The organism is Paenibacillus sp. HWE-109, assembly GCF_022163125.1.
GTDB lineage: Bacteria > Bacillota > Bacilli > Paenibacillales > NBRC-103111 > Paenibacillus_E.
In genome coordinates, this window is sequence record NZ_CP091881.1 from 1659203 (window position 1) to 1671680 (window position 12478).

Below are 12478 nucleotides of genomic sequence, written 5' to 3' on the forward strand. Positions count from 1 at the left end.
ACGAAGAATAGGAGATTCTATTTACTATGACCAACAAGAACAATCAGCATGTGTTTAGATTAGCTATGCTGCTCGGTTTATTTTCGACACTCGGGCCTTTTACGATCGATATGTATTTACCGGCGTTTCCGGAGATTGTGAAGCAATTCGGTACGACAGCTTCGCTGGTGCAGCTCAGCTTGACCGCTTGCTTACTCGGACTCGGCATCGGCCAGCTCGTCATGGGTTCGCTGAGCGACGTCTACGGTAGACGGAATCCGCTGCTGATCTCCATGGCGGTTTATGTCGTCGCTTCGTTAGCTTGCGCATTCTCGCCCAATATCGGGTTGTTGATCGCATTCCGCTTCGTGCAGGGTTTTGCCGCTTCGGCGGGCATTGTCATTTCCCGCGCGATCGCACGCGATTTGTATAGTGGTCACGAGCTTACCAAATTTTTCTCGCTGCTCCTGCTTGTAGGTAATTTGGGTCCGCTCGTGGCGCCGGTTACCGGTAGTGGGATTCTTTCTTTCACATCTTGGATCGGCGTATTTGTAGCGCTGTCACTACTGGGAATCTACTTATTGACGATGACCAAATGGAAGCTGCAGGAGACTTTGCCAGTTGATCGCCGCAGGCCCAGCAACTTCGTGGAGCAGCTGCGGAACTATGGACTGCTCTTGCGAGATCGCAAGTTTGTCGGCTACATGCTGGCACAGGGCATTATGATCGCGGGCGTCTTCGCGTATGTTTCGGGAACGCCCTTTATTTATCAAAATATTTATGGGGCATCACCGACCGTATTCGCTCTTTTGTTTGGATCGAACGGCATCAGCCTGATCATCGGTTCTCAGCTGGTCGGGCGGATGTCGCATCGTGTATCCGAGCATGCGTTTCTGTTGTTCGGCCTATGGCTTGCTTGTTTGGCAAGCGTTATTGTCTTGGTGGTGGCCATCGTCCATGGACCGCTTTTCGCATTGGTGATTCCGCTGTTCTTCTTCGTGGCGGCAATCGGCATCACATCTACGGCAGCATTCCCGCTGGCAATGGAGACTCAGGCTCATATGGCGGGCAGCGCTGCTGCCCTGCTAGGGGTCATTCCCTTCCTGCTCGGTGCAGTCGTCTCACCGCTTGTCGGCATCGCGGGCGAAGACACGGCCGTTCCGCTGGGCGTGATTATTTTATTGACGAGCGCTGCAGCGATGCTGGCCTACTTCTTTCTCGTTAGAAGAAGCTCGAGTAGTGCAAGATTAGGTTAGTAGCTTATATCAAACGGCAGGTAAGAGCAAAGTTCAAGCTGATAAAGCTTGGCTTTGCTCTTTTTGCGTTTCATCTGTCGAATTGCTTTAAATAACGGTGTTGTTTAATGGATGTGCGGAAAAAAAGGTTGACAACGGATTGGAATTGACTGATTATTGACTTGAAATAAACCTGAAACAAACTAGCTGGTTTAATTTATATTTTAATATTACATTAATAAATCAGAAAGAAACCAGAACAATGGAAGACTACAAGTTTTCAAGGAGGATATCTCATGATTGAGATACGTACAATGAGTGAACGCGAAATGGCGCAGGCGGTTCAATTGGCTGATGAAACGTTTCGCGATGCTAAGCAGGCTTCTATGTTGAGAGCGTTTCCGAGTGCATTCGACGGACGCCTCGGGCAATCCTTCGGTGCATTTGAGGGGGAGAGACTTGTTGCTTTCATGGGATTAGTTCCTTCGATTATACGCATTGGAGCTGCTAATCTGAATGTGGTATCCCTTGGTTCCGTGTGTACATCTCCGAGCTATCGGGGAAAGAAAATCGCCTCTGCGATGCTGGGTCAAGTGTTGGCTCATGCAGATCGCATTGGAGCAAGTATGATGCTTGTTTCTGGTGATGGTCCGCTCTATATGCGCAGTGGCTGTCATTATTATGGCAGGGTGACAAGGTTTATAATATCCGCTAAAGACGAGAAGCTGCCAGTGATTGCTGCCAGTTCCGACTTCACAGTTCGGCGAATTGGTTCGGAAGATCTGTTCCGACTTCATGGAGCAGCTAGAACTCGTCCTGTAAGGTATGAGCAGGGAGTGGCAGAACTTGCCGCTTTGATCGCTAGCGAAGCCATCGCCAGCTGTTATCATATGCAGCATGCTGTGTTTGCGGCTTTCGAATCGGATGATATTGCTTCCTATGTTGTCATTGCGGTGCCCTCAGAGGGGGATGATGTTAATGAAGAAGCTCCTTTTGTGGTGGAATGGGGCGGCAGTGCGGAAGCAGTGGCATCTATTTTTGGTCATGTTTTGCGCGAGCGGCTTGTTGATGTTCTGGAAGTTCCGGTACTGTGGCATGAATCGAGGCTGTTGCAGGTATTGGCTGATTTCCCCCATAAGAAAATGAGGAATCATGGCACCGCACAGATCATTGATCCGGAACGATTGTTCAGCGAGCTATTGCCTTATTTGGTGGAGAAGGCGCCATTAGCTGCATCCAGGCTGAGTTTTCTCCGATCCGGCGCCAGCGGCGGGACTATTTTGTATGTGGATGGCGTGGAAGCGGTCGCTTTGAGTGAGGAAGAACTTGTAGCGGTATTGTTCGATCCGGAAGCTGACATCGCTGTTCCAGAACCGTTGAAGGAATTGTTAGGCCAGTTGTTCCCTGTTCCTTTTCCGCATGCCGGAGGGTTGAATTTTGTTTGAAACACTTGTTTGAGACATAGGATTGGAAAACCAATAAGAGCAGGAGGTCATGAGATGATTCAACTTTCCAACCTGGAGGAGCTGTTGGCCTGTAAACCGCATCCCATGGATGATGGTCAGCTTGTGTATGTAGAAGGCTATTATGAAAAGGGGGATGGCGGCTGCAAGCTTGTACGTTGGATGGCGAGCAGCAACAAAACCGATAATGGCGGGACGATTCATGATCCTCGCACAGGCGGCAGCGGACGCTGGGAAACCGTTCATCGCGGGGTGGGCGACTTCAGGTGGTTCGGCATTATGGATGCGACAGTGAATGCGGACGATGCCATGGATGCAATGGTCAATGACGACTCAATTCATTTGATTGAGGCGCATACGGATCTTAATTTTGTGCGAAGACATACATATGACCGCAGCGATATTGAACTTAATTTTGGCGGGCATACCATCACGACGGAAGGTATTGAGTTAAATACGCCAGCAAACCCGTTCGGAGCGGTGATATTCTTCCAGGGGAAGGTATCCGGCGAAACGCAAATCCTTACACTTTCTGCTGATCTTCCCGAGCAAACCGATATTCTGGAGGTGTTGGATTCGACCCTTTTTACGGTGGATGACTGGTGGAAAGTCAGGGTGAAGAATAATCCGGCAGGCAGTGCGCAGCGGGAGTTGGACTACCTGCTGCAGATTACAGAAATCATCGATGGCAGCCACGTCCGGGTTAACTACAAGCTTGGCTGGCCCCTTGCTGCGGGACGGGAAATCACTTACATGAAGATGAATCCTGTCTTCCGCAGTCATGTGCGGAACATGAATTTCGTCGGCGTCCCCGTGCCGGATAATGGTTCAACAAGCGAGAAGCCATCGGAGAACTGGGATCAATTGGGTTCAAATCCGATCGCCTACGAGTTTGCCGTTGCGTGCAATGTTGCTGATATTACGGCGACAAAGGTATTTTGGCCAGTTGTTGAGCGGCGCTACTGTACTCATTATGTGACGGAACGATGCAGGTTGACGAACCCTGAGGAAGTGATTTGGGGCGGAACCGGTTATCTGACGCAACAACTGAACGTGCTGTATGGGCATGTTCGTGATTGCCATACAAGCAACGCAAGACATTTGAATGATTTCACATGTGCGGCCTATTGTATGGTTGAGAACTGCCACGGCGATGGCGATGAACATGGATCGTTCGTTACTCATGGACAGTATGAACATGATCTCACATTTGTTGGGAATTCGGGTTTGCTCTCATTCGCTAACAGCGGTACAACCTGGGGAGATAGTGCCAAGCGAATCACTGTCAAAAAGCATGTCGGTTCACGAGTGGTAGCGCACAAGCGCATAACCGATTTAACACTGGAGGATGTTCATGCCGTTTACAAGGAAGGGTTGGTCGATTCCGGTACGATATGGGCAAATGCGGATGGTTTGCAAATGAGGGGCTGTACAGCGGACACGATGCTGACCCTTTCGCAAAGTTCATCCCGCTCGAAACGCGGTAATTTGGCTGACGGCTGCGCCTTCGGAATGACCAAGAACGGGGAAATGGCGCGGCTTCCCGGAGTTGCGCATGCTGGATTTGGCCCAGTCTCAAGCGATTTCGCCATGTTGAATTGCTATTTTCACAACGTCGATGGAAATTTAGTCGGAAGCATCAAGCGTCTGAGGCTGACGAACACGTGGTTTGTCGGCGCTTCTCCTGAAGCGAGTCCGATTCAGATCTGTTCTGATGAGGTGGTGATTCATGGCGGTGGTTTTAAAGATTCCGGTATCGAGCTGAGCGGAACGAACAACCAGTCCATTACGATAGATGGAGGCACGTCATTTCGGGGCGCGAATGCAGATAAGGCTTATTTGAAGAGTAGGAACACGGCAGGAATTATAACATGGATTCTCGGGGATTGCGATAGTGCAGCCCCTGATGCTGATACAGCGCACTTTCACATTCAAGGCGGCATTAATAAAATGAGAGCCATAGGCTCCCGGTTTTCTGGAGGCAAATACATAGTTGCGGAAGGCGCATTCAACCGTGATTCGTATATGCTTATGACGGCTTGCATAGAAGATAAGGTCGATCGATCTTTGCTGCCGGTGGAAAGTCATCTAGTCAAACATGAGGCCGGAAACATGATCCTTGTTTAATTCATCGTTGAAGTCTACCTGTTAATAGGTGGGCTTCTTTCTTATTTTAGCGTGTATCCTTGCGGTGCGGTCCTGATTTCTAATGTTAGGTATATGTAATGCGTTAATCAATATGCGTTATATAACCTAACATTGAAAGCGATTGCAAACACAAAAAAGGATTGACATTCATATTTAGCCTATTTATAATAAAAATAAATCAGAAACAAATCACAAATCGAAGTTAGTTAGTTTCTGGTGTAATTATTAAATCAGATACAAACCAGAAAGAGGTAAGCATGATGAGAGCAGTTAAAGGCATAAATGGGTCGGCGCAATTATTAGAGCTTCCACCCCCGGAGATGATACCTCAATTCGTCAAAGTGAAAACGGAATATTCCGTTGTAAGTGTAGGTACCGAGCTAATGATGATACAAAATAGCGGGGATGCTAATTTGGGTTACAGCGCGAGCGGGATTGTTGAGGAGGTAGGAGAAGGTGTAACTCACGTTGTTCCCGGGCAAAAAGTCGCTTGCTACGGGGTGCCTGCCCACAGAGAGTTCCTGCTCGTGCCGAAACATTTAGTAACGCCGATACCGGAAGGTGTCACGCTGCAGGAAGCAGCATTCGTCGGCATTGGAGCGATTGCGATTCATGCCCTGCGTCAAGCTAGTTTGAGTTTCGGGGAAGCGATGATCATTGCAGGGCTTGGCATATTAGGGCAGGTAATCGCCCGTATTGCGCATGCTGCGAGCTACAGAGTAATTGGACTGGAACTGATGGAGGAGCGCTGTCGCACGCTTGAAGCAGTCGGGGCCAAAGCTTGCCGCTCACAAGTTGAGCTTAGACGTCTTGTTGAATCAGATCCTTCCTGGCTTGGCGCAGATGCTGTTATGCTTTGTGCAAGCAGCCGGAAACATAGTATGGTGGATGATGCGATCGGCTGGCTTCGCGATCGTGGACGCGTCGTAATTGTTGGGGATACCGGGACGGAATTTGATCGGGATCTGCTTTTTATGAAAGAAGCGAGTGTGCACATCTCGCGGGCGGGCGGTCCTGGCCGCTATGAGCATACGTATGAGCAGCAAGGAGTCGATTATCCGTTAGGATACGTGCGATGGACAGAAGGCAGGAATATGGGGGAATTCTTACGCTTAATTGCGGAGAAACGGATCGATATGCAATCGCTCATCACGAATGAATGTGCGCTCGATGAGCTGCCTTCTATGTATCAAAGCTGTCTGGAAAAGCCGCAGCAATCGATGGGGATTGTTGTTCGTCACGGGAAACTCAAACCTGCTTAAGGTAAGGATCACATTCACCAATGATGAAGGAGGTTGAATATGGGAGCAAATGTGAATGCGATTTCTGGTGACTCTACGGTCAAAAAACGGATAATACCGACGATCTGGAAAACATTTCTCCGTTACAAATGGCTGTATTTGCTTATGGTTCCGGGAATCGCCTATTACATCGTTTATCATTATGTGCCGATGTTCGGGCTCGTGATCGCATTCAAGAAATACAACCTGTTGAAGGGGATGTGGGGGAGCGAATGGGTCGGCTTTGATAATTTTCGGACGATCTTCTCGTCGCCGGAATTTCCGAGTCTGATGCGCAATACGATTCTGATCAGTGTGTACCGTATTTTATTCAACATGCTGCCTGACGTGATGCTGGCGCTTATTCTCAATGAGATTCGCGCGCCATGGTTCAAAAGGGTTGTGCAGACGATTACCTATGGACCGCATTTCTTATCGTGGATTATCGTGTATGGACTTGTCTTTTCCTTCTTTGCTCCTGGAGCAGGGCTAGTTACAACGTTCTTCCGCGATATGGGTTGGGGAGATTTGGATGTACTTGCCAATTCGGATTATTTCCGCTCGCTGCTGGTCACGTCGGATATTTGGAAGAGCACCGGTTTTGGAGCAATCATCTATTTGGCCGCGCTGTCCTCGATCAATCACGAATTGTATGAAGCGGCCGTGGTCGACGGCGCGGGGCGTTGGCGGCAGCTGTGGCATATTACGCTGCCAGGCATTCGAGAAGTATTCATTTTGCTGCTAATCTTGCGAATCGGGCATATTATGGATGCCGGCTTCGAGCAAGTCTACATTTTCCTGAACGCTAGAGTTTACGATGTGGGTGATATTCTCGATACATGGATTTTCAGGCGAGGCATCGAGCAGATGGAATTCAGTGTTCCAGCGGCGATGGGTGTGTTCAAATCAGTGATCGGTCTTGTGCTCGTGATAGGAGCGAACAAATTAGCCAAAAAGGTCGGCGGGTCCGGCATCTGGTAAAGGAGGCATCGCCATGCCATTCATACTTAAAAAAACCAAATCAGACCGCGTTGTAGATGCCGTTCTTTATACGGTTCTGGCGATATTCTGTTTGGCAACGCTGTTCCCGATTTACTTTGTTTTCGTCATGGCGATCACGCCATATACGGAAGTGCTCAAGAACGGCGGTTTCATCATTTTCCCGCATGCCGTCACGTTCGAGGCATTCAAAACGATTTTCTCCAGCAATACGGTTCCCAAAGCGCTGCAAGTGACAGTCTTTATCACAGTCGTCGGTACGGCGTGCAACCTGGCGATTACGACGATGCTGGCGTATCCGTTATCGAAGAAATTTCTGCCAGGACGCAATATTGTGCTGATGGGCATCGTGTTTACGATGTTGTTCTCAGGGGGGATTATCCCCATTTATTTAACCGTCAAGGCAACCGGTTTGATGAATACCGTCTGGGCGCTGATTATTCCGGGTCTCGTGTCATCGTTCAATATATTGATTATGAAGACTTTCTTCGAAGGTCTGCCGTATGAGATTGAGGAAGCGGCGAAGGTAGACGGCTGCAGCGATATCGGCACGCTGACTCGGATTGTGCTGCCGCTCTCGCTGCCGATCATGGCAACACTCGGCTTATTCTATGGTGTGAATCATTGGAATGCGTACTTCGGCGGGGTCATGTATTTGAATGATCGGAGTCTGTATCCGCTGCAGGTCGTGCTGCGCAACATGATTGTGTCGCCCGCTATCAGTCAGGAGCTGGCTGTCCCGCAATCTGCGCTGAATACGATGCCGCCAGAAACGATTAAAATGGCTACCGTAGTGGTAGCGATTGTACCCGTGTTGATCGTATATCCGTTTTTGCAAAAATATTTCGTTAAGGGCATGCTGTTGGGTGCCGTCAAAGGGTAGGTCTGACGGCGGCTTTGTTTTTCAGGAACAGTGTATTACTTACGGGAGGTGAACCTTGAGGGCAATGCATGTGGGTTTGACGATCAAACGATTCAGATGAATTGACGGAAGTAAGAAAATGGCTTGATGGTAAAAGGAATCTAATTCTTCGAAATCGAATAGGGGGTCATTGGTTTGAGAACGTTTTCAAAAGTAACGACTGTATTGTTGGCTTCTTCACTCTTGCTCGCTGCATGTTCGGACGCCAAAGAAGGTGCTTCATCGTCACCAGCAGGGAAGACCGGCGTTTCTTCCAGTCCGGACGCTAAGAAGGAAAAGCTGGATCTGAAATGGACGGTTATCGCAGATGCAAGTTCCCAACTTCCTTCGGCAGATAAAGATTTCGTGAAGAGTGCAATCGAAGAGAAGTTCAATGTCACTCTGAAAATGACTTACTTGCCGCTTGGTCAAGACTACACCAATAAGTTGAATACGATGATCGCTTCCGGCGACATTCCGGACCTCTTCTATGCAGAGGGTGTCCCTTCCAATAACTACATCCGTGACGGCGTGGCCCGCGACTTGACGGGCATTGTTACACCTGAGAAAATGCCGAACTATTTCAAAAATTGGGTAACTGAAGCTAACTTGAAATCATACCAAGTGCAAAGCGCGTTTAAACGTGCGCCTGTTCCTTATGAAACGAACTATTACCGTACCTTTTATATACGGAAGGATTGGCTTGACAAGTTGAATTTGAAAATGCCGACGAACTACGATGAACTCGTTAATGTTATGAAAGCCTTCACGTTCAATGATCCGGATGGCAACGGCAAGAATGACACCTACGGCTTTACGGCTGCAGGCAGCGGCACCAGCGTTTCTATGGATTTCCCGGAATTCCTGCAAAATGGCTTGGTCGGCGACACCTATGTCGACGGCGATCAATTCATCGACGTCCGCAGCGATATCCGCATGCAAAATGTGCTTACAGATATTAAGAAACTGCTGGATCTGAAAGTTGTCGATCCGGATTGGTTCCTCAACAAATACGGGCAGCACTTTGATAAAGCGGCGCAGGGCAAAGCGGGTATCGTGATCGGTCAAGGCAGAGACCTTGCCTTCGACAACAATCCGGCAGGCCTGCAAATGAAATCCAAGCAAGCGGGTCAAACGACAGCGGATTGGGAGCCGTTCCATCCATGGGAAAAAACCGGCACATGGGTCGAGACGATTCCAGGCAATCCGTTCCTGATCAGCTCCAAGACTTCCGATGCCAAAGTACAGCGTTCCATTGAAATTCTCGACTGGCTGGCTGGCGAAGAAGGATTTCTGTTGACCCGTTACGGCAAAGAAGGCGTTCATTACAAGCGCAACGGCAAGACAATAGAAGTGAATCAAGATGCTTACAAGAAAGACGTAATCGACAACAATAACTTCATTGAAATCTATGGCTGGTTTACACCGCGCAAACCGGAGGTGTTCGGGCTGAATGTCGTCGATCCGAAAATTACGGAGCGCGATAAGAAAATCGTGGAGAAAATCAACAGTTACAAAATTCTTCCTTCTGTCGGCACGGCTCTGACTGTCAAGGAAGGCATGGATTTGGGCGCGATGCGCAAACGGATGAATGAACTGCATATCCAAGTTGTGTATAAAGACAAGGATGCATCCAATTGGCCGCAATACCGTCAAGAAATCATGACGAAATTCGGCGGCAAGGCGATTTTTGACAACTATGCTGAGCTTGCTACAGCAGCCAAAGGCAAAACGATCAAGTTCAAAGCGGAAAACTAATACGTAGACGTTGTACGGCATGATGGTCAGACTAGCGGAGGTTCCAGATGTTCGCTAGTCTGACCATTTAGACGTTCCTTGCTGCGGCAGTCTCCAATCCCCGCGTATGAGCGCGGATATGGCCTGCTGTTCCCGGAACATGATCATCAGGCGAGCTTACCTAAACCCTTTGCGAAATGGAGTTGTTGAACGATGTTTTTCCTGACTGACAAAAAAGGAAAATCGAATGCGACGAACGTAACTGGCGAGGCGAATCAAGCAACAGGTAAAGCGGGCGAAGCAATCAGTAGACGAAAGATGCTGGCAACGCTAGGGATTGGCGGTGCGATGCTGGCTGGAAGCGCTTTGGTTCCTCGTATCGCATCAGCAGACAATGAGAAATTCAGCAACAGCAGCCAAGGGAATCAAGTGCTGCGAGTCAGCAACGTGGAGGAGCTCAAGTCACTCCCTTCCGGCCAATTGGATGACGGCCTCTATGTGTTTGTCGGAGGCTACTATAAGAACGGTGACGGAGGCGCCAAGCTTGTTCGCTTTGTAGTAGGCAGCACCAAAGCGGATAACGGCGGTACGGTGCACAAGCCGATCAAGCCGATCAAGGGCGGCAAAGGTCGCGAGAATGACGATAGCATGGGACGGAAGCCGCCTAAGACGGAGGGTTGTTTCGAAGTCGTACATAGTGGGGTTGGCGACTTTCGCTGGTTCGGCATATTCGATGTGAAGAAGAATGCCGATGATGCGCTCGAGGCGCTGATCAATGATCCTTCGATCCACCGGGTTGAGGCGTACTCGGATTTGAACTTCGTGAAGCGTCATGTGTTCCATCGCAGCGACATAGAAATTGATTTCCACGGTCACACTGTGACGACCGAAGGCATGGAGTTGAACACGCTGGATAATCCGTTCGGCGCTGTGATGTTTTTTCAAGGAATAGTAACCGGAATCGTGCAAACGGTAACACTAACACAAGATTTACAGGAGTACTCTGATATATTTGAAGTCGCTGATTCGTCGATTTTTGAAGTGGACAGCTGGTGGCATGCCCAGATCAAAAACAATGCTGCCGGCGGCGCGCAGCGTGAACTTGACTATTTGATCAAAGTAACGGAAATTTTCGATGCCACCCATGTTCGGTTCAATTACAAGTTGGGCTGGCTGCTTGCCAAGGGACGGCCGGTTACTTACAAAAAAGTTCACCCTGCTTTCCGCTGCCACGTTCGCAATATGCAATTTATCGGCATACCGGTGCCTCCCAATGGCACAAGCGTTAGACCGTTCCCAACATGGGATCAGATTGGATCGAATCCTGTTGCCTACGAGTTCGCCGTCGAATGCGACGCATCGGGGATTAAGGCGACCAAGGTGTTCTGGCCAGTCGTCATGCGGAGATACAACACTCATTATGTGACGGAGCGCTGTCAATTGATGAATCCGGAAGAACGCGACTGGGGCGGTACCGGCTATTTGACGCAACAGCTCAACGTGCTGTACGGGCATGTCAGGGATTGCAATACGAGCAACGCTCGGCACTTGAACGATTTTACATGTGCAGCCTATAGTCTGGTGGAAAATTGCCACGGTGACGGCGATGAATACGGCCCGTTCGTTACCCATGGGCAATATGAGCACGATCTGACGTATCTGAACAACTCAGGACTGCTATCGTTCGCGAACAGCGGCACAACTTGGGGAGACAGCGCCAAGCGGGTGACGGTGAAGAAACATATCGCTTCCCGGATCGTGGCGAGCAAGCGCTTAACGGATCTGACACTTGAGGATTGTCATGCGGTCGTAACGTATACCAAACCTGGTGTGAAGATGGCCAATTCCGGTTCCTTCTGGGTCAATATGGATGGGTTGCAAATGCGAGGCTGCACGGCCGAAGAGATGGTTACGATTTCGAAGGGCTCGTCTCGCGGAAAAAGGAAAAACATCATCGATAGCTGCTCCTTCGGCATGCTCAAGGGATACGAAATCGCCCGCCCGATCCGTACGGGAACGACGCAGGTAGGGTATACGCCAAGCAATGGAGAATTGACGATTCTGAACAGCGAGTTCTATAACATCGAAGACGTCAACCTCGGGAGTATCAATAAGCTGACGCTTGTTAATACGTGGTTCAAGGGGGTGCCTCAAACGGGTGGTACGGTTAGGGTAGGAACTCGTGAAATCATCATGCAGGGCGGCGGGCTCGTGGATTGCTGCTTCTTGTTTACGGGCGCTTGGGATAAAGTTGGCGATGTGAACAGCGCCAAGAATAAGCCGGATCAGTCGATCACGATCGATGGCGGAGCAGTATTCAGCGGGAGCAATAGCGAGAGAGCTTTCTTGAAGAGCGTTGACCCGACTAACGTGATGACTTGGAACTTCGGGAATTTAACGAGTAGCGCTGCCGATGTGAACATGGCGCATTTCCATATGCAGGACGGCGTGAACAAATGGAAAGCGATCGGCTCTCGATTTATTGGAGGAAAGTATGTGGCGGAAGCTAACTTAGGCAGCGGGACTTACTTCTTAATGGCGTCTTGTGTGGAAGAAGGGGTTAACCGGACAGCGCTGCCGCCAGAAAGTGATACAGTGAAGCATAGTACTGGAAATTTTTTGTTTTCCTAATCCCTAGTACATTGACAGGTAATGGTGGAACATGGCTATAATAAAATTAGCAATGCAGATGCAGGAAAAGACTGTTGCTTCCTGATCTTGACAGTGTATCGGATG

General features: G+C 49.3%; 8 protein-coding genes. All 8 read left to right on the top strand.

Annotation, left to right across the window (positions count from 1 at the left end; genetic code table 11):
• Positions 1–26 precede the first annotated feature (26 nt).
• The 8 genes from LOZ80_RS06670 (at position 27) to LOZ80_RS06705 (ending at position 12373) form a co-directional block, all read left to right on the top strand.
• Entirely contained in the window at positions 27–1235 is a 1209-nt protein-coding gene (locus LOZ80_RS06670; RefSeq protein WP_238170687.1) for a multidrug effflux MFS transporter, read from the top strand.
• Between the two features lie 275 nt (positions 1236–1510).
• A complete protein-coding gene (locus tag LOZ80_RS06675) occupies positions 1511–2659 on the top strand; it encodes a GNAT family N-acetyltransferase (protein ID WP_238170688.1) in 1149 nt (382 codons plus the stop codon).
• A gap of 54 nt (positions 2660–2713) precedes the next feature.
• Positions 2714–4804 carry a hypothetical protein gene (locus LOZ80_RS06680; RefSeq protein WP_238170689.1) on the top strand — a complete coding sequence of 697 codons (2091 nt, stop codon included), beginning with the start codon at positions 2714–2716 and terminating at the stop codon, positions 4802–4804.
• A gap of 278 nt (positions 4805–5082) precedes the next feature.
• The gene (locus tag LOZ80_RS06685; RefSeq protein WP_238170690.1) at positions 5083–6087 is read left to right on the top strand and encodes a zinc-dependent alcohol dehydrogenase; all 1005 of its coding nucleotides are present in this window, start codon (positions 5083–5085) and stop codon (positions 6085–6087) included.
• 39 nt (positions 6088–6126) lie between these two features.
• A complete protein-coding gene (locus LOZ80_RS06690; RefSeq protein ID WP_238170691.1) occupies positions 6127–7086 on the top strand; it encodes an ABC transporter permease in 960 nt (319 codons plus the stop codon).
• Positions 7087–7099: 13 nt separating this feature from the next.
• Positions 7100–7987, top strand: coding sequence for a carbohydrate ABC transporter permease (locus tag LOZ80_RS06695; protein ID WP_238170692.1), 888 nt, complete (start codon positions 7100–7102; stop codon positions 7985–7987).
• A 174-nt stretch (positions 7988–8161) separates the two neighbouring features.
• Entirely contained in the window at positions 8162–9763 is a 1602-nt protein-coding gene (locus tag LOZ80_RS06700; protein ID WP_238170693.1) for an extracellular solute-binding protein, read from the top strand.
• Between the two features lie 192 nt (positions 9764–9955).
• Complete coding sequence (locus tag LOZ80_RS06705; RefSeq protein ID WP_238170694.1) at positions 9956–12373, top strand: hypothetical protein; 2418 nt, start codon at positions 9956–9958, stop codon at positions 12371–12373.
• The last annotated feature ends 105 nt before the right edge of the window (positions 12374–12478 follow it).

Coding starts and splice junctions, on each gene's coding strand:
- LOZ80_RS06670 (WP_238170687.1), top strand. CDS start 27: ATGACCAACAAGAACAATCAGCATGTGTTTAGATTAGCTATGCTGCTC.
- LOZ80_RS06675 (WP_238170688.1), top strand. CDS start 1,511: ATGATTGAGATACGTACAATGAGTGAACGCGAAATGGCGCAGGCGGTT.
- LOZ80_RS06680 (WP_238170689.1), top strand. CDS start 2,714: ATGATTCAACTTTCCAACCTGGAGGAGCTGTTGGCCTGTAAACCGCAT.
- LOZ80_RS06685 (WP_238170690.1), top strand. CDS start 5,083: ATGATGAGAGCAGTTAAAGGCATAAATGGGTCGGCGCAATTATTAGAG.
- LOZ80_RS06690 (WP_238170691.1), top strand. CDS start 6,127: ATGGGAGCAAATGTGAATGCGATTTCTGGTGACTCTACGGTCAAAAAA.
- LOZ80_RS06695 (WP_238170692.1), top strand. CDS start 7,100: ATGCCATTCATACTTAAAAAAACCAAATCAGACCGCGTTGTAGATGCC.
- LOZ80_RS06705 (WP_238170694.1), top strand. CDS start 9,956: ATGTTTTTCCTGACTGACAAAAAAGGAAAATCGAATGCGACGAACGTA.